This is a genomic window from uncultured Clostridium sp. (assembly GCF_934754915.1).
GTDB lineage: Bacteria > Bacillota > Clostridia > Clostridiales > Clostridiaceae > Clostridium.
This window is the reverse complement of record NZ_CAKVKB010000061.1, coordinates 1-20111: the sequence shown is the minus strand read 5'-3', so window position 1 is coordinate 20111 and position 20111 is coordinate 1. Positions and strand designations below refer to the sequence as shown.

20 protein-coding genes are annotated in these 20111 nt (G+C 27.9%); all 20 read right to left on the bottom strand.

From position 1 onward, the window contains the following. Positions 1 to 188, bottom strand: a 188-nt coding sequence (locus tag Q0F58_RS10615; RefSeq protein ID WP_294376138.1) for an AAA family ATPase, incomplete at its 3' end; no start/stop codon positions are given. 592 nt (positions 189 to 780) lie between these two features. Continuing rightward, positions 781 to 2028 (bottom strand): hypothetical protein, encoded by a 1248-nt coding sequence (locus Q0F58_RS10610; RefSeq protein ID WP_294376136.1) that lies wholly within the window; start codon positions 2026 to 2028, stop codon positions 781 to 783. A gap of 35 nt (positions 2029 to 2063) precedes the next feature. Next, positions 2064 to 3341 carry a hypothetical protein gene (locus Q0F58_RS10605; protein WP_294376133.1) on the bottom strand — a complete coding sequence of 426 codons (1278 nt, stop codon included), beginning with the start codon at positions 3339 to 3341 and terminating at the stop codon, positions 2064 to 2066. 270 nt (positions 3342 to 3611) lie between these two features. Further along, entirely contained in the window at positions 3612 to 4268 is a 657-nt protein-coding gene (locus Q0F58_RS10600) for an ABC-2 transporter permease (RefSeq protein ID WP_294376128.1), read from the bottom strand. Positions 4269 to 4341: 73 nt separating this feature from the next. Further along, entirely contained in the window at positions 4342 to 5193 is an 852-nt protein-coding gene (locus tag Q0F58_RS10595; protein ID WP_294376126.1) for an ABC transporter ATP-binding protein, read from the bottom strand. Positions 5194 to 5200: 7 nt separating this feature from the next. Then, a complete protein-coding gene (locus tag Q0F58_RS10590) occupies positions 5201 to 5575 on the bottom strand; it encodes a GntR family transcriptional regulator (protein ID WP_294376123.1) in 375 nt (124 codons plus the stop codon). A gap of 572 nt (positions 5576 to 6147) precedes the next feature. Continuing rightward, positions 6148 to 7854, bottom strand: a complete 1707-nt coding sequence (locus tag Q0F58_RS10585) for an ABC transporter ATP-binding protein (RefSeq protein WP_294376119.1) — start codon at positions 7852 to 7854, stop codon at positions 6148 to 6150. After that, positions 7847 to 9619: an ABC transporter ATP-binding protein gene (locus Q0F58_RS10580; RefSeq protein ID WP_294376115.1), complete on the bottom strand. Its 1773-nt coding sequence runs from the start codon at positions 9617 to 9619 to the stop codon at positions 7847 to 7849. Before Q0F58_RS10580 ends, Q0F58_RS10585 begins: the two co-directional genes overlap by 8 nt. 95 nt (positions 9620 to 9714) lie before the next feature. Beyond that, positions 9715 to 10701, bottom strand: coding sequence for an AraC family transcriptional regulator (locus Q0F58_RS10575; protein WP_294376113.1), 987 nt, complete (start codon positions 10699 to 10701; stop codon positions 9715 to 9717). A gap of 51 nt (positions 10702 to 10752) precedes the next feature. Next, positions 10753 to 10992, bottom strand: a complete 240-nt coding sequence (locus tag Q0F58_RS10570) for a hypothetical protein (RefSeq protein WP_294376111.1) — start codon at positions 10990 to 10992, stop codon at positions 10753 to 10755. A 119-nt stretch (positions 10993 to 11111) separates the two neighbouring features. After that, positions 11112 to 11912, bottom strand: coding sequence for a class I SAM-dependent methyltransferase (locus Q0F58_RS10565; RefSeq protein WP_294376109.1), 801 nt, complete (start codon positions 11910 to 11912; stop codon positions 11112 to 11114). A gap of 850 nt (positions 11913 to 12762) precedes the next feature. After that, complete coding sequence (fsa, locus tag Q0F58_RS10560) at positions 12763 to 13410, bottom strand: fructose-6-phosphate aldolase (RefSeq protein ID WP_294376107.1); 648 nt, start codon at positions 13408 to 13410, stop codon at positions 12763 to 12765. Between the two features lie 415 nt (positions 13411 to 13825). Next, positions 13826 to 14794 (bottom strand): tRNA-dihydrouridine synthase, encoded by a 969-nt coding sequence (locus Q0F58_RS10555; RefSeq protein WP_294376105.1) that lies wholly within the window; start codon positions 14792 to 14794, stop codon positions 13826 to 13828. A gap of 149 nt (positions 14795 to 14943) precedes the next feature. Next, on the bottom strand, positions 14944 to 15171 hold the full coding sequence (locus Q0F58_RS10550; protein WP_294376102.1) for a purine biosynthesis protein PurH: 228 nt from the start codon (positions 15169 to 15171) through the stop codon (positions 14944 to 14946). A gap of 22 nt (positions 15172 to 15193) precedes the next feature. Beyond that, positions 15194 to 15586 carry a MerR family transcriptional regulator gene (locus tag Q0F58_RS10545; protein WP_294376099.1) on the bottom strand — a complete coding sequence of 131 codons (393 nt, stop codon included), beginning with the start codon at positions 15584 to 15586 and terminating at the stop codon, positions 15194 to 15196. 38 nt (positions 15587 to 15624) lie between these two features. Continuing rightward, a complete protein-coding gene (locus Q0F58_RS10540) occupies positions 15625 to 16047 on the bottom strand; it encodes an N-acetyltransferase family protein (RefSeq protein WP_367118170.1) in 423 nt (140 codons plus the stop codon). Positions 16048 to 16152: 105 nt separating this feature from the next. Then, positions 16153 to 16527: a DUF956 family protein gene (locus tag Q0F58_RS10535; protein ID WP_294376096.1), complete on the bottom strand. Its 375-nt coding sequence runs from the start codon at positions 16525 to 16527 to the stop codon at positions 16153 to 16155. 163 nt (positions 16528 to 16690) lie between these two features. Then, positions 16691 to 17602 (bottom strand): PTS system mannose/fructose/sorbose family transporter subunit IID, encoded by a 912-nt coding sequence (locus tag Q0F58_RS10530; protein WP_294376093.1) that lies wholly within the window; start codon positions 17600 to 17602, stop codon positions 16691 to 16693. Between the two features lie 18 nt (positions 17603 to 17620). Continuing rightward, entirely contained in the window at positions 17621 to 18427 is an 807-nt protein-coding gene (locus Q0F58_RS10525) for a PTS mannose/fructose/sorbose transporter subunit IIC (RefSeq protein WP_294376090.1), read from the bottom strand. A gap of 37 nt (positions 18428 to 18464) precedes the next feature. Next, the gene (locus Q0F58_RS10520) at positions 18465 to 19442 is read right to left on the bottom strand and encodes a mannose/fructose/sorbose PTS transporter subunit IIA (protein WP_294376088.1); all 978 of its coding nucleotides are present in this window, start codon (positions 19440 to 19442) and stop codon (positions 18465 to 18467) included. Between the last annotated feature and the right edge of the window lie 669 nt (positions 19443 to 20111).

Sequence of the window (20111 nt, the reverse complement as noted above, 5' to 3'; positions counted from 1 at the left end):
TCAAAGAAATACTGAAGCATGCTCATATTTAATGTCTTTCCAAATCTTCTTGGTCTTGTAAACAGATTAACGTCTGCTTTATTATCAAGTAAATCTTTTATAAGCATAGTTTTATCTACAAAATAATATCCTCTTGTTATAAGCTTTTCAAAATTGTCTATTCCTACTGGCAAGGGTTTCTTTTTCACGTGCACCTTCCTCCATTCCATTATGCATATCTGTTTTATAATTATATCCTAATTTAATATCTTTTAAAATATCTTTCAATATATAGCTTTCAAATAACCTATATCCTCTTCATCATAATCTTCAAATTCATTAGTTGTTAACTGTAATTTAACATTTATTGTAGAATCCAGATCAATTAACTCCTTTATCTCTTCTTTGTCATAGTCTAATATACTAATTCCATGACTTCAAAAAATTTTCTATTCATACCTGTCACCTTTATTCATTATATTAAAGTCCTCAAATCAAACAATAATAATATTGTGTACTTTTTGATTAATTTAAAAAATGTTACTTATAATAAAATATCCAATAAATATAGAAGCCATATGCTGAAAAACTTTTAATTTTTCAGATACAGCTCCTTAATTTCAATTTATTGAATTACAATATATATTCTAATTGTCAATGTACAATGAACAATTGACAATGAATATTGAAATCTCAGCAGAGATTTCTTTAATTACTATTCAGAGACTTATTATTAGAATATATCAATCTTATATCTTTTCTATTATAGAAACAGTTAAAAACAACTTGAGAATCCAATAATTATTTAATCTTAATTTCTTCTCCTAAAGAATATCTGTCACTATTATATATTATTGCTGATACATAAAGATTAATATCTTTATCATTTTCAACATTATCAAATTCAACAATATATTGATTATCAGCCTCTTTATCTTTTTTTATTGTTCCTTTTTCTAATAAACCATTAGTCTCATCATCTTCTGACTCATAAAATCCACCCAGATTCAATGCCATAATCAGACTCTTTAAATCTGAATCTGCCTTGCAGTAAGCCTTGACTTTTCCATCTTCTTTTACTGCTGTAATAGTTCCATTAGTACCATCGCTAAACTTTATATTTTGTGGAATTTTTATATTGTATTCATTTTTTATGCCTTCATAGTCATCTTCTTTAATAGTATCATAGAACGCATCTAATTCTTCATCTGACATGTTATTAGAAATCTGCATAATAGAAATATTTTCAGCTTTTTCAACCTTATCATATGATAACCCTTGTGCAGAATAATTATCATACTCTCTGCCATCTTTAATATCTGAATATGCTGGATATTCTGCAAAATAAAGCTCTCCATCAACATCTATCAAAAAGTTTAATATATTTGAGCTTATAGAATGCTTAAATGACATAGTTGAATCCTCTGGCTGTGAAATAACTATTGATGTCTCTAATGGATTGCTCTCAAATCTTTCTATCTGTGCATCCACTTTGTCAGCTTTAATATTTATGTCTTTTGTGAATATTTTATTGAAATCCTCTGTAAAATCTACAGGAATTTTCAAACTGCCATTAAGATCTAAAATTCCACAGACAGCATCTATTCTAAGTACATCCTTATTTTTGAATCCATCTCTATTTTGCAATTCCCTTTCTATTTTAATTTTTCCATTGCCTGCATATGAACGTGATTCACCATAATCACAATCATATAAATTTCCTAGACTAGTTCTTATATCTAAATAGTCTCTTCCTGAACCATTCATGATTTCCTCAAGCTTGCCGCTATCTGCTTCAAAATCCATTTTTATTTTTATTCTATTTTTTGAAGCTGTTATATCAGTTACTGTAAGCTTAACTCCATTTTGTTCAATTACATTATTGTTTAAAGCTTCTTTTTCTAATGTTACATAATTATATAAATTTTCAGTATTAACATTTCTATTTTCTTCTGCATCTACAGGTATTGAGAAAAAGCTTGTCATCATTAAAAGTCCCATAATTCCTGCCATTTTGCAAATGACTTTTTTAGTCTTTCTATTTATCATTTAACCACCCCTGTTTTATTTGGTATATTTTTTTTCTACTTTATTTTTACCTCTTCTTCAAAATTAAACTTATCACTATTTAATATTGTAATACCATTATATTCCACCAAAAAAGCCCTATCTTTAATTACATTGGTAAATTCAACAACATAGCCATATTGAGTATCTGAATCTTTATATATATTAGTCTTTATATTGTTGATATCTTGTTCTGATAGTAATATATCATCATCTATAACATTATAATCATAATATCCCAATATGTTTACTGCACTAAAAAGTGCATCTTCATCATTATCAGCAGAACAATATACTTTTATTTTATCTTCTTCTCTAGTAACCTTAGTTATTTTTCCTTTTGTATTTTCAGCTTCTTTTTCATATCTTACATTATCAGATTCTGAATATTCTGCTTTATATGAATCCATATTTTCAAATATTTTTTCTATTTCCTTATTTTTAATATTGCATTTTATAGGAATTATGCTTGCTTCACTGCTGTTATTTAAAGAACCAATATTTACATCTCCTGTTGCATAATATCCTGTTGTATAATTTTCATCTGCATTTGCATCAAAATCTCTTTCATTAAATTCACAAATTTTATCACCATATTTAATCAATAATTTAGATTGAGAATCCCATGTGTCTTCATTATAAGAATCTTCTGAATAATCGAATTTATTATCCTCTTTAAAGTACAATCTAGTTCCTAGAATATCTGATTCTATTTTATAAAATTCTTTATTTCCAAGAGTGAATTTAACTTCTTTTTCTAATACCTTATCAAAATATTTTGATATATCCACAGATGTATTAATCCATGCATTAACATCATATTGTGGCAGTATTGCATCGAATCTTAAATCAACAGTATTATTAAATCCATTGCTGTTTCTTATAACAAATGTGTATTCAATTGTATTATCATCAATTTTTCTTGAAAAATCACTGCATAAATTATAATCAGAATTTTTCACTGTCATCTGGATAATATTTTTCCTTATATCATCATCTTTAACTGAATCAGGACTTTGAATTAATGCAGTAACTCTTAATTCATGCTTTGAAGCAGTTATATCCTTAATTATAAATTTAAACCCTTGCTTTTCTGTCGAACTATTTATTTTTATAGAATAATCTTCATTTTTATTGACTGACTCAGCTGCTACTGATTCTGTATCTTCTGATATAGAAACAGAATTATCTTCTGCTGCATATACTGACATGCTATTAACGTTTCCTAAAGTAATAAATAAAGCTAGCCCCGCTGCTGTAACACCTAGAATTTTACAGATCTTTTTTACTTTCATTAATACGCCTCCCTATATAAATTAGTTTTATAGCTAATAATAACATATCATTACAACATTTACCATAGAATTTTAAATAAAAAATTAAAACTTAATACTAAAGAAATATGCCTTTAATATCGTTTTCAATTCCCAATAATTATTTTTAAATTTTTCCCCACAAGTGGGGAAAATTATCTGTATTTTAAATAAGTTGTTTTTTTTACATTACTAACGTAATGCTCTCTTCGTTAATCAATGAGTATAATAGTCTGTTCTAACAGTGTCTTTTTATTTGTTTATATCTCTTGTTTCATATAATTTTGCAGTAATCATGTATGATACTATGGTGAAAACAGCGCCTAAAATAACAATTATAGATGCTGCAGCTCCCAAACTTATATTAAAACCAGCATCAATATTTATCACTTTACATAACGCTGGAATAACAGCATTAGAAAAGCACATTGTACCAATTACTAAAAAGAAAAGTATGATTCTTGCTCTATTGCATCCTAGAATAATTCCTATTGGAACAATTATAGCATTCACAATAATTCCCACAATAATAATAGCTATATCAAACTCACCAATAGAAATACTGCTGAATGACATTATATTCATACTTTTTAATATTATATATGAAAGATCTCCCACAATAATTGCTATTGCAACATTTATAAAACCAAATAAATATTTTGATAAAATATATTCTCTAGGCTTTATAGGAAGAGAATATATGAGAAAATTCCTTTTACTTGCATCTTCATAAGCAAGAGTATTGTAATTCAATATCATTATCATAAGTGATGCACTAACGGAAATCATGGAACCATTAACACTAGTTGCCATAATAATTATTGCAAAAATCACCATTAATATTGCAGTTTTTTTCAGTGCAACAATAGAGCTGTAGCTAAGTTTTATTAAATTTATCATATTATTCATGTTCTACTTCATCTCCTAATTTTATGCTTAAAATTTCAGTATACTCAATATTTTAAAATTAAAAATAACAATTCTATTTTTCATCCACATAATAAATTAATATATCATCCAATGAAACTTTTTCATACACAGCTTCATCTCCAAAAAGTTCATATGCTCTCTTTTTATTATTCATAAGACCTTCAAAACCAAATTTATTTTCTTTTATTGAAATAAACTCTTCTGCTAAAGTCTCGTCATATAAATCTTTTCCAAACTTAACCAATATGTGATTTTCTAAAATTTCATCTTTTTCTCCTTGAAGCAGTATTTTGCCTTTATAAATGAATACAGCATAATCAGCACACTTTTCTATGTCTGTAGTTATATGTGATGAATAAAAAACTGTTATTTCTTCCTTTTCCATATGGTCACTTATTATTTCTAATATTTCATTTCTGACTATAGGATCAAGATTGGCTGTAGGTTCATCCATGATTAAGATTTTAGGATGATGTGAAAATACCATTGTAAGCTGAAACTGCTTCTGCATTCCTTTTGACAAATCTTTAAACACCTTGTTTTCATCCAAATGGAACAAATCCATATATTTTCTATACATTTTTTCATCCCAATTTGGATAAAAAGGTGCTATGCTGTTTTTTATATATTTAAGTCTGCTTTCTTGAAGAAATCCTGAATTATCTCCAACATATCCTATCTGTCCTTTTACCTGTGGATCCTTTGAAATATTCTTTCCCAAAATCTTTATTTCTCCATGACTGCTTTTAATCATTCCCATTATGGAATTGATTGTAGTTGTCTTTCCAGAACCATTAGGACCTATAAAACCTGTTATGAAACCAGACCTAATATCAAGTTTATCTATATCTAATGTAAAATCTTTATAACTCTTTTTTAAACCTCTTATTTCTATAGCTTCCATAATAAAACTAAACCTCCATATACAAATCTTTTAAAATTTCAATGCATTCATCTAGTGACAATCCAAGGGATTTAGCTGAAATTATCACTTCTTCCAGACGGCTTTCAAGCTCTGACATAGCAGCTTCTTTTAGTCTTTCAGAATTTGAACTTGAAACAAAAGTTCCCTTTCCAACTACTGTCTCTATAAAACCTTCTTTTTCAAGCTCTTCATAAGCTCTTTTGGTAGTTATTATGCTTACCTTAAGTTCCTTTGCCAGCATTCTTATTGATGGCAGCATCTCTCCAGCTTTAAGATTTCCCTTTAAAATCTCATTTTTAATGGAATTTTCAATCTGCTCATATAACTTTACAGGAGAGTTGCTGCTTATTAATATATTCAAACTGTACACCTCCGTATCTAAGTGTGTATATTAACTATATACACATATTATCACTTCTATTATACTTTGTAAATACATTTCACTAATTTTTTACAAAAAATTTTCCATATGTGTAAATGCTAAGTTAATCTATTGGTATGATTAAGTTTCAGTTCAGAAAAGTCTTTTAATTTCCTGTATTCCTGCGCTTTTTCAAAATTATCCATAGCTTGTCTAAAAATATAATTTCATATATGTGTTTTAATAATAAAACTCTATAACAATTAAAGAAATCTCTGCTAAAATTCCATCCTTCATTGTACATTGTTAATTGAAATATATATAGAATAAAAAAAACTGCTGCTCAAAGATTAAATTATATAGTATCTTCATCTTCCTAATTTAAAGAATGATACCAGAAGATATTACATAATATATAATCTCTGATGCTGCAGTTTTCCTTTGTTAAATTTTAGTTACAAATGAACAAACTAAAATATTATTAATCAATAATTTATTGTCAATTTTGTTCATATCAAATATATTGGAATATAAAAATCAAGTAAACTTTACTGATAAGTTTAAAGAATTAACTAATAAAGTTCCTTTTCAGCATTCCACATCTTATAGTATTTTCCCTTATTATTTAAAAGTTTCTCATGATTTCCTTCTTCAATTATTTTTCCATCTGAAATAACTAATATCTTATCAGCATTTCTCACAATTGAAAGAGTATGAGCTATCATAATTACTGTCTTCTTCTTTTTTAATAAGTTTAATATAGCACTTTTTACTGCAATTTCATTTTCAATATCAAGAGATGCTGTTGCTTCATCAAGAAGAAGTATAGGACTATCTTTTAATATAGCTCTTGCAATTGATAAACGCTGACGTTCACCACCTGATAAAGCATTTCCATTTTCCCCAACATTAGTATTATATCCATCTTTCATTTTCATGATAAATTCATGGCAGTTTGCTGCTTTACATGCTAATACAATCTCATCATCTGTTGCATCCGGCCTTGCATATCTTATATTATTTTTTACAGTATCATTAAATAAAAATACATCTTGGTCAACAAGTGAAATTTTGTCTAAAACTTTTGTACTTTCAACATTATTTATATTACAATTCCCTATTTTAATTGTTCCTTCCATAGGATTGTAATATTTTGAGATTAGATTTAATATTGTTGATTTTCCTGAACCAGAATCTCCTACAATAGCAGTAAGCTTTTGGTTCTCTGCTGAAAAACTTATATTTTTTAAAACTATCTCATTTTCTTCATATCCAAATGACACATTTTTAAATTCTATTTTATAATTATCTGGTTCAAATTTTTCTTTAGATTCATTTTCTTCTTCTTCACATGCTACTTTTTCAATTGCATTTCTTGATATAGATAAATTCTTATATGATGTAAAATCTACAAAAATAGCTGATGTAAGCTTGCCTTCAAATAATGGAATCATAATCACCATGATTAATGTCAAAATACTTATATCTCCATTAATTAATGAATTATATCCAACAAAAATCATTGCCGGAATGCATAATCCTGCTATCATAGATTCAATAGCAGCTATTGGTATTATTTTAGCTTCATATAAATAACTTACATCTGAATACTTTCTCATGGAATCTGTTACATTTTCATTCTTTGTCCCACATAATCCATATGCTCTGAAAGTCTGTATTCCAGTTACATATTCAATAACATTACTTACATTATCATTTATAATTTTATTTTTATATACCCCATATTTTTTTACCATTATATTAGAGAAATATAATGCAGGAAACATTATTGCTGCACCAATAAACATTATTATTCCTCCAGGTAAATACATATATCCAATAAATAATATAAGTAATATTACAAGAGTTATATTTCTTACTAAATCTCCTATTTTATGTGTTAATATATTCTCGTAATTAGAAGTATCAGTTGTTACTGCATTTATATACTTGCCTGTTTTTATTTTTGTGAACTTAGATAATGGTATCTTTTTTATTTTGTTACCTAAGAACAATCTTATTTTTTCTGTAATTTCTGCACCTGCAATATGACCTCCTGTATATGCTGTGCTGTATATTATAAGCCTTAAAACAAATATTATTCCTAATATTGATGCATACTTCATTAATTTTTCTCTTGTAAGATCATTCTGTAAGATTGCATTGAGCAAAAAATATAATATAGTAAAATTTGAACCAGACATAATTCCTTCTATTACATTCAATGCCATGCATATATATAACTTTCTGCTTTTCTTTACTGCTTTTACTCTACTCATCATAATCACCGCCTACAATAGCATAAGATATATTACGTGCTTTATTATAATCATTCCATGATTTTCTATAATATTCATTTTCCTTCAATACATCTTCATGTTTTCCTATATTCTGTATTGTATTATTTTCAACTACAGCAACCTTGTCACATCCCGTAACTATTCCAAGTCTGTGTGCTACTATTATTACAGTTTTTCCAATGCAAAGATTATTGATTGCCTTATCTATTTCAACCTGATTTTCTGGATCTGCAGCTGATGTTGCCTCATCTAAAATAAGAATAGGAGAATTTTTTAATATTGCTCTGGCAATAGCTATTCTCTGCTTCTGTCCCCCTGAAAATCTTGATCCATAGCTTCCAACTAAAGTATCATATTTGTCAGGAAGATTCATAATAAAGTCATCAATCTGAGCTTTTTTAGCTGCTTCACGTACTTCTTCAAGGGATGCATCCTTCCCCATTGCTATATTTTCAAATACAGTACCTTTTGTTAAAAATGTTTTTTGGAATACTATTGATATGTTTTCTAATAAAGTTTCATAATCAATATCTTTAATATTTGTACCTCCAATGAGAATTTCTCCTTTTTGTATATCATAAAATCTTGAAATCAATTGAACAATTGTACTTTTACCATTACCTGATTTTCCTACAATAGCAATTTTTTCTCCATGATTAATATGAATATTAACATCTTTTAAAACATCATTTTTGCCATCATACGAAAAATATACATTCTTTAAAGAAATATCATGTTTTTTAGGAAACTCTCTCTTTTGGCTTGCAAAAACCGGTATATCGAGAATTTCTTTAACCTTATTAACTCCACCTAATACTTGAACAAAATTTGAACCAAGTTCTAAAAGCGGTCTAAGTTCTGTTAAATATAGAGTTCCTACAAATAGGAATAAAATAAAAGTAGTTAAGCTTATTGTTCCTTTTAAAAACATCAATCCACCAATTGGAGCAATAACAACTAACCCGCATTCTATAACCAACACAAATACTCCAAAAGGTACTCCCATTTTTTTAGACATTCTTTTCCATACAGAATGCTGTTCATCTATTGCTTCACAGTATTTGTTAAACGACATGCTTTCCATGTTAAAAGCTTTAATAATTCTCATTCCGCTTATATATTCAATCATTGTAGAATTTAAATCAGAAAGGGATTTATTCATATCATCAAGAAGTCCTCCAACTCCCCAGAACATAAAAATCTGACAAAGAAGTGCTAAAGGTATAGGAATAATTGACACTAAAGCAAGCTTAATATTTACAGTGCATAGATAAATAAATATTACAACAGGACCACTGGCATACATTACAAGTTCAGGAATATGATGAGCTAAAAATAATTCCAGCTTTTCAATATCTTCATTTAATATTTTTTTAATTTCACCAGTTCCTTTTTCATTCAAATATCCTAAAGGTATTTTGGATAAATGATTATTAACCATACATCTTACTCTAAATAAGGTTTTATATGCTCCTTTATGAGATAACACTACTGATGAAGCAAATGTTATGTATCTGATGAAAATTGAAACTGCTATAATGATTAAATTATCTACAATTACAGATACAGAAAAATCAATGTTTCCTTTTAAAATAACCTCAATGACTCTATAAATACAGACATATGGAATCATTGCACTTATCCCACTGATAAGAGAGCATAATACCGAGCCATATAAATAGTATTTGTCTTTTTCTGCCCAGCTTAATAATAATTTTAATGGCTTATCTTTTTTATTATTCATATATAATTACCATCCTTTCTATATTTCTAATGATAATCATATTCAACTATATTTTCTGCTCTTTTTTTCTATTAATGCTCCAATTGAAAATCCATTTAAATATTTTTTAAGCAGCAGTCACCTCTAAATGTTTTTTTCTTATAATCAAATGGGGTTATTCCAATAACATTTTTAAATGCTGTTGAAAACTTTCCAGGGCTTTCATATCCTAAAATTCCTGCAATATCACAAATATTTAAATCTTTTCTTGTCTTAAGATATACAGCTGCCTGATTCATCTTGTATGTCCTCATATATGAAAATATAGAATCTCCATAAATACTTTTAAAACATTTTTTCATTATGGTTAAGGATATATTAAACTTTTCAGATAATTCATTTAAAGTATAATGTTTATCTAAATGTTCAATCATGAATTCATGCATTGCTTTTACTTTTTCCACCTGTGTTTTATAAAAATAAATAGGCTCTTTTTTTTCTTCTGTTATTTCTAATGCTTCTAAAAACAACAAAATTTCTAACACTTTTAAAATCATATAGCGTCTGCGTATTTTTTTAGGTACAGAATATAATTCATGAAATATATGTTTAATAGAATCTAAATTAGAGATAATATATGGCTTATCATATGGACAGAATTTATTTTTTAATTCTTTTATATTTATTTCAAAATACGGAAACGCTTCCTTCAATGACTTATTGGCTTTATCAATATCTATGTATATGGTTATTCCATGATAATGATTTAGAGGAAATATCATATCTCCTTTGTGATTTTTCCTTGTATCAATCTTTAAATCTCCAGTTCCTGTATATGCAAAAACATCATCCTTTATATTATGTTCTACTTTGCCCTCTTTACAATGATCAATACATAAAATATCAGATTTAACTTCTAAAGTTGATTTGCAAAAATGCATATGAAAATCATTATATGAAATGCTCACTCCCTCAAACAGTTCATATTCTGTCATGACACCATCACCAGTTTCATCAGAAATTTTAATTATGGTACAGTTTCCTTCCTTAACCACTTCAAATGATGCATCTTCAACAAAATCTGATTTATATAAATCAAACATTTGATAAAACCACCTTTCTAGATTTTTACTGCAATTTATTATACTTTAAATTTAAACACACTTTAAGTCCTTTAAACTTTCATTAATTTTTTCCTTAATTTCATCATCAACCTTGGGATTTTCAAGCCATTTTCCTATACCCCTTGCAGCAACTTCTCTCTCTCCTTGTTTTTTTGCCTTGAGTTTTAGTAAAATTTTATCAAAATACTCTGATGATTCTTCTAAAAGTTCTATTATATGTACTCTTACAGCCTTTGATGTATCTGTAAAATCGTCCAATAATACTTTCAAACTTTCCTCATTATATAATATCTTACTATAATTTACATATATAAAAAAGAATATAATGATTAAAAAAAGATTAAAGAATATTTTAATTTTATAAAAAATATATTCTTTAATCTTTTTTATTATTTTATTTCTAAATCTACAATTCTATTATTCATATTCTTTATAAATGGAAAAATACTAAGTTTACCCATAAACCTCCACCTTGGTTTATTAAAATCAAAGAAATTCCATTCATCAATAACCTTTATATAAGATCTATACGTCTCCAGTTCTTTTGCATTTTTTATTCCCCATTTAAATACAGCATTAGAATTTATTTTTTTTACTGTTTCATGTTTCTTAGAATTTTTAACTACAAATGGTGCTGATATCTCACCAAGAAATTTAAATGTTCTAAATTCATCTTTTAATATATCAAACATTTTAATTACTTCATCCTTTGAAAAATACATCAATATTCCTTCTGCCATTACAAGAAGTTTTTTATCTTTTCTAGACACATATCTGGTCCATGAATTATCTAAAACTGATTTTGCAATCATTTTATACCTGTCACTTTCTTCAAAAAACTTTTTTCTGACTTCAATTGATTCTGGTAAGTCTAGATCATACCATGTTATTTTTCCATTATCAATTCTTTCAAATCTTGTATCTAAACCACATCCTATATTTATAATTACAGCATCAGGATATTTACTTATAAACTTTTTTATTTCATCATCAAAAATCTTAGTCCTTACTGAAACTCCTGTCTGTGACATCCATCCATTTTCAAATTTTGAAAAATCATAGTCTATTTTTTTTACCATCTCAACAGCTTTATTATCCTTTATTATAGAATCACTACGAACTGTTTCACTTGCTCTTGCCCATAAAGGTATCAATAAAGTTTCTGAAACTCCTGTTAATTTTGCTTTCATATTCAATTCTCCTTTATTCTAATACAAATTATCTATCTGATTTTTATTGTTTTTTTATATCTCCTTTCAACATATTTAAGAACTTTTCTAAACTGATTTTTAAGTTAGTTTCTTCTAACTTATATGTTATAATATTACCTATAGTTAACCTTTATTTCTACCAAAAAACAGTTTAATTTTAACACTTTTCAATTTATATAGTTCAAATTAACCTAATTGCGAAAATCCATATTAAAAGCTGTTCCTTATTTTCACTGCCTCTAATAATATACTTTTAGATACTAAATAATTTAAAATAATAAAAGAACCACAAATGATAAATCTATCATTTACAGTTCTTCAACACATACACAAAAAATATATAAAGTAATATTTATTACTGGCACTAGTAATTCTAAACACATATTTTATTCAAATTTGAAGAACATAAATGAATATATATTCAGCTATAAATTTTCCCATGACAAATAAGGATTCACCTTAATTTGAAAATATAATAAAAAAATTAATCTGTTATCTTCATTTCGTTCTCCTTTCTAATACTCACACTACTATAATATTATACTAATACTAACAGTATTTCCTGTCAATATATTAATTTTTTACATAAAATATGACTCATTGTTAAAATATAGCATATCACTTTTCCAATGATGCTTTCTTATACTTTTCCATAATCTCTCCTATGTTTCCCTCTGGCATATCATGACTTTCTGCCTGTTCGTTGTCCCTTTGTTCCATTCTCTGAATAATATGTAAAAAAATATCACGCTTGTTTTTATAGTGCCTGTATTAAAAAATGCAGATAAGTTCGATAATAAATTAAACTTATCTGCATTAAATGATTTTATTATTTTCCAAATGCTGCTGCCCAGTCTGCTTTAAACTTCTCTAATCCTTGATCAGTCAATGGATGCTTAATCATCTGCTGTAATAGATTAAATGGAATTGTTGCTATATCTGCACCTGCCTTTGCTGCTTCAATTACATGTATTGGATTTCTTACACTTGCTGCAATTATTTCTGTTTCAATGCCATGTATTGAGAATATTTCTGATATATCAGATACAAGATTCATACCAACCATTGAGATATCATCTATTCTTCCAAGAAACGGACTCACATAAGTTGCTCCTGCATTTGCTGCAAGAAGTGCTTGATTGGCAGAAAATATTAATGTTACATTTGTTTTTATTCCTTCATGTGATAAAACTTTTACTGCTTTAAGTCCTTCAGCTGTCATAGGAATTTTAACTATCATATTTTCATGAATAGCTGCAATTTTTCTTCCTTCTTGAATCATTCCTTCCGCATCTTCACTTACAACTTCACCACTTATTGGCCCGTCTACTATTTCTGTTATTTCTTTAATAACTTCATTAAAATCTCTACCTTCTTTTGCTATTAATGATGGATTTGTTGTTACTCCACAAATAACTCCCATTTCATTAGCTTCTTTAATATGTTCAACATTTGCTGTATCTAAAAAAAACTTCATAAAAACTTCCTTCCTAAATTCACAGGTATATATTCCAATTAACAATGTACAATGAATAATTGACAATAAAGGATGAAATCTTTTGAAGATTTCTTTAATCATTATACAATTGTTATCAAAATACATATACTCCTAAAATTATCTATATTACTTAATAAGTCTATATTAACCTATTATTTTCTATAGTCAATACTTTTCATAAATATTCTTAAATTCATTCTTTCATTTTTTATATAAAAAACTATTATATATATATATTCCAATTAACAATGTACAATGGACAATTGACAATGAATGGCCAAATCTTTTCAAGATTTCTTTAATATTATGTAGTTTTATTATTGAAACATATATATTTAACTCCATTCTTATCTTCTATAATTTTATATAAAAAGCACTTAAATTTTACAAATAATTAACAGTATTTAAATTTTCTTAAACAAGAATCATCTGCAATTGAAAGATCTTTAAACAACATATTTACAATTGTTATATATTCATTAAGAAATTTTGATTTTTTTATTTTTTTTGCATATTTTTCATTTTCCTCAAATATATTTATCATATAAAACCAAAATTCTTTCATTTTAAATAAAACATTTTTATCTCCTGAAAGAATTTTCTTATATCCATTAAATACTTCATCATGAAATTCTTTTAATTCTTCTTTCTTGACGCATATTCCTTCGTTTATTTCGCTTATAAGTCCAGGATTTGCAATAATCCCCCTTCCAAGCATTACAGCCTTAAGATTAGGACATTCACTAATTAATAACTTGTAATCATTCAAACTAAAAATATCACCATTATAACATACTGGATTTTTACTAAGTTTTAACGCTTCTTTAAACACTTCAATATTAGGAATATTTTTATAAAAGTCTCTTTGTATTCTAGGGTGTATTATTAATTCTTCTAATGGGTATTTATTAAATATATTCATTATTTCAGGAAAATCTTCATATGAATCAATACCAATTCTTGTTTTTATAGAAATTTTTATTTGTGCTTTTGAAAATATTTCTTCAAGAAATTTATCCAGCTCTTCTTTATGTCCAAGAAATCCAGCTCCTTTTCCTTTAGATACAACAGTTCCTGATGGACATCCAAGATTTAAATTTACTTCTTCATATCCCATTTCTCTCATTTGATTCACTGTATAGATAAAATATTCACTGTTATTTGTAAGAATTTGTGGAATTACATTCATTCCTTTATTATGTTCTGGCATTATATCGTTCATTTCTTTTGATGTGAAACATTTATTAGCTGTTGGTGACACAAATGGTGTAAAATATTTGTCAATATTCCCAAAGTACCTATTATATGCATTTCTATATATATAACCTGTTATTCCCTCAAGGGGTGCAAAATAAAATTTCATTTCAATAATCTCCTTTGTAAACAAAAAAACGCTGCATCACTTACTATTACTATCACATATAATATAGGATTCTAAAATTTAATGACTATATATGCAGTAGTTCTAGTTTCTATGCAGCAGCTTTATAAAAATCTTATAAACATCCTTACTTATCTGTTACAGCTGTAACCGCTATATCTGTCTCTTGATTCAGATACATAATTTGCTTTATATGCTTGAGTAATTTCTGAAATTTCCATTTTGCCATCTATATAAGGCTGATATAAATCATATCCATCAGAATATTCATCACATCCAATATCACTATATCCAAGTGATTCTTTTACAATCTGTTCTCTTTGCTCTCTTGTTGTATTTTTAATTAAAAATTTATCCATATCAATCATTTTCTCCAATCTATTATTTTGATGCATTTTTTCCTAAAAGTCTGGATGCATTCTCTTCAACTATTTCATCATATCTCTCAATTTTTCTATCCAATCTTTTCAAAGTAGCCTGCATTTCTTCTATCCTGCCTGCAAGAAGGTCACGCTGTTCAATTAAAAGATTCTTTCTTGCCTGTGTTGTAGAATTTCCCTGCTGAAACATTGTAACATAATCAATGAGAACTTCAATGGAAAGTCCTGCCCCTCTCATACATTTAATAAATTCCAGCCAATTGCAATCTTCTTCCAAAAAATCACGATTACCACTTCCATTTCTATGTACTGGAGGTATTAAACCTATCCTTTCATAATAACGTATAGTATCTGCTGTTAAATTATATTTTTTACTCACTTCTGAAATAGTCATTTTATTAACCATCCTTTTAAATATTCATATACTTTTATTTAATAAACTTTTCTAAAGCCTCTAACTCCATCTGTAAATCCAACTTTTTCATAAAACTTATGTGCTTCTTTTCTAAAATCAGACGAAACAAGTATGGAATATGTACATTTTTTCTCATGAGCAAAATTATCTAATTCCTTCATAAGCTTTTTTCCTATTCCTTTTCCTCTCATTCCATCTTTTATAACAACATCTTCAATGACTAAAAACGGTTCAGCAAGACCATTACAGCATATTCCAAGCATAGTCCCTAAAATTTCATTATTTTCTTTTGCTACTAATAAATTATAATTTTCATCTGATATAATTTTTTTATACATTTCTTCTGATTTATTTAAAGACGTTTCAAATGGAAGAATATCTTTATATAATTCTAAAACTTTTGAAATATCTTCTTCTCTTAATTTTTCTATAATCATCATTTTTCTTCTCCTATATTGAGATTTATTTATATATTCCATTAATTTGTACCTTTTTAAAAACATAAACCTATGCATATATTCTACTACATAGGTTCCTTTGTTTTATTATTTTTTCTTAAATATTGATTTTATCGCTCTCTTTAGCACATCAAAAAAGCTCAAAGAAGAAACTATATGATCTGGTGCAATATAATTTCTAATTGTACGAAGTACCTTTTTTGCATCTTTAGAAGCAAATGTATATGTTCCATTTTTCTTAGTTTTTATTGCATATCTTGGAATCCATTTTCCTTTAAATAATATAGAAACAATAACATAATCAACTTCTTCCCATGGAATCTGTATAAATTTACGAACATCACGAGAATTATAAAATTCAAAACCTTTATCACCAATCATAATCTTACCGTAGTCTGTAAGACCTGTAAATGCTGTTGCATCAATTACTAAATCTACTTTTGTGTTAAGTGACTGAACCATCTAATCTCCCTTTCTAATGTAGGATATAATTTATTATATATTTTTCGTGTATTTCTATCAACTATGTTAGATTACATTGAAATTTAACTTATTTTTCCACTTCACTTACTTTATTAAATATTAACAAAAGCCCAGGCTTAAAAAGCCTAGGCTAATAAAAATGTTACATTAATCCAATTAAGTGGAATACAATACCAACTATGAATAATCCAAGAATTATTACTATTGGAGAAACCTTCTTCTTAAGTAACCACATACAAAGAAGTGTTATCAATAATCCTGCAAGTCCTGGAATTAAAGAATCTAAGTTATTTTGTAATGTTGTAACTTTTTCTGGTGTTAATGACATTCCTGATGCTTGTTGTAATAAAGCTTGCCTTATACCTTCTGCACCACTTGGAAGATTAGCCCAGTCAATATAAGCACCTTCACTTAATGAAACTGTTGATACTACTGGAGCAAAGTTTACAGATACCCATCTGTTAACTAATGAACCTAATATGAACATACCAAGAATAGATGCACCTTTAGTAATATCTTGTAATAATCCGCCTGATAAATCATCACTGATACGAGAACCAGCTTTATAACCAAATTCTTGAGTATACCACATAAATGCCATACGAATAATATTCCATGCAAAGAAGAATATTATTGGTCCAAGAATATTACCATTCATAGCAAGTGAAGCAGCTAATGCTCCAAGTATTGGTCTAACTGTGAACCAGAAAACTGGATCTCCAATACCAGCTAAAGGTCCCATCATACCAACCTTAACACCTTGAATAGTTACATCATCAACTGGTGCACCATTTGCACGTTCTTCTTCTAATGCTAATGTTACTCCAAGAACTGGAGATGCAACATATGGATGTGTATTAAAGAATTCTAAGTGACGTTTTAAAGCTGCCACTCTATCTTCTTTATTTTTATATAATGTTTTGATTGCTGGAATCATTGCAAATACCCAGCCACCATTCTGCATTCTTTCATAGTTCCAAGAACCTTGAAGGAAAGTTGAACGCCACCAAACTGAAATTCGATCTTTTTTACTTAATTTTAAATCTTTAGCCATATTGTTTCCTCTCCCTTCTTAGTATCTGTCTATAATGTCACCAACAGGATCACCAACATTTGCATTACCCCCATTGCTTGAACCACCTTTTTTAGAAAGTGTTAAGTAGATAAGAGCTAATGCAACACCTATTGCACCAAGACCGATAAGTGTGATTTGTGAAACAGTTGCCAATACAAAACCTATTGCAAAGAATGGCCATACTTCTTTTGTAGCCATCATATTTATTACCATAGCATAACCAACAGCAACAACCATTCCACCACCGATTGCTAAACCATCTGTTAACCATGCAGGCATAGCATTAAGTAATGAACCTATAGGTCCAGCACCAATTGCTAGAATTAAAGCTGCTGGAATTGCAATACGAATACCTTGTAAACATATCGCTGCAATCTGCCAGAATTCAATAGCTTTAATATTTCCTTCTTTAGCGGCAGAATCCATGAAATGTACGAATGCTGTAGCAATTGTACGACAAATAATTGTTAATAATAAACCTGCAACTGCTAGTGGTACGGCAATTGCGATTGCTGAAGAAACACCTTCAGTTCCTTGACCTCCAAGAACTAAAATAATTGCTGATGCAACAGATGCTAATGCTGCATCTGGAGCGACTGCTGCACCTATATTAGCCCATCCTAAAGCCATCATTTGAAGAGTACCGCCTAATATTAAGCATGGTCCTAAATTACCTGTAACTAAGCCAATTAATGTGCAGGCAACTATTGGTTGGTGAAATTGAAATTCATCCATAATACCTTCTACACCAGCTAGAAATGCTACAATAATGACTAATATAATTTGTAATATATTTAAAGTCATAATATAATCCTCCTTTTTTATCTAATCAATCATTAGATTATTTTAGTTTGTTCAATTCTTCTTGTGCCTTATTAAGGATTTCATTCATATTTCCCTTTGAATCACTTGGCACTTTACGAACATCAAAATTAATTCCTTCATTTTCTAATTTCTTAAATGTATCAATATCATCTTGATTGAATGCAAGTACTTTGTTTGGCTGAACCTTACCTATAGAATGAGCCATAGACCCAACATTTATAGTTTTTAATGGTACGCCTCCCTCTACTGCTCTTAAAACATCCTGTGGATTTTCAAAAAGAAGCAGTGCACGTTGTCCTCCAAAATGTTGATCATCTTTTGCAAGTTTTATCATATGATCTACTGGAACAACATGTGCTTTAACTCCTGGAGGAGCTGCCTGTTGTATTAAATTCTTACGAAGTTTATCTTTTGCTACTGCATCTGATACTACAATAATTCTTGTAGGCTGAACAGTTTTTGTCCAAGCAGTCGCTACCTGTCCATGAAGTAAACGAGAATCTATACGAGCTAAAACATATTCAAACTTTCCAGGCGCACCTGCGTTTGATTGCTGTTTAGCAGCCCCTGAACCATTACCAGTATCTGATGGTTCTAATTCCTCTGGTTTAACTTTAACCCCTTCTTTAGCTGATGTTAATATATTAGCTGCAATTTCATGTGCTGATTCCATTGAAAGACGTGCACCATAAGCTTCAATTAACATTGGTAGATTTAATCCAGCTACAATTGCCCATTTGTCTTTATGTTCTTCAAATAAAGCATTAGCTTGATTGAATGGAGTACCACCCCAAAGATCAACTAAGAATAAAACTTCATCTTGATTTTCAAATGTTGCAATTGCATCCTGAAGTTTTTTCCTTAAGTCATCAGGTCCTTCACTAGGCATTAATGTTACAGCCTTTACATTTTCTTGTTCTCCGAAAATCATTGAACCAGACTGCAAAATTCCTTTAGCGAATTCACCATGACTAGCAAGAATAATTCCTACCATTTCCATACCTCCTATTCCCTATGAGCTACCAAATCTAAAGAATGTTGAATATCAAATAAAATAACTTAACCTAAAATTAACTATATACAAATGTATAAAAATAAATAATCAAAATTTCATAATACCCTATAAAAGTTATATAATTTTATCTTATATCCATTCATTATTTAAATTGGAAGCATATTAAATATTTTTATTTTCAGTAATCAAATCAAAAAATTTTTTCAATTTAGATTACGTTTACATAATACCACTTTTTCTCTTAAAACGCAATATTTTATTAAAATTTTTTCTAATTTTCATCATTGATTCTTATATTTTATTGTATATATTCTTATATTTTATTGTATATAATAATAGAAAAATATATTTTTATGATACATTAATTCCAACTTTTTACAAATCTATTACCTATTTATTTAAAAATATTATATGTATTTTAAAATTTATTATCAGATTTGATTATAATCAAATCTGATAATAAATTAATTGACATGTAAATATATTAAAAATTAAAAATCATATTTTTTAAGATAAAAATATATAAAAAAAACACCTATTCATCGTACTCATAAATTCGGCACTAATAGATTATAGAGAAGACTTAGAAATAGTAGTAAGCGATTTAACATATGTTAATGTTTCAGGGAAATGGCATTATATCTGCTT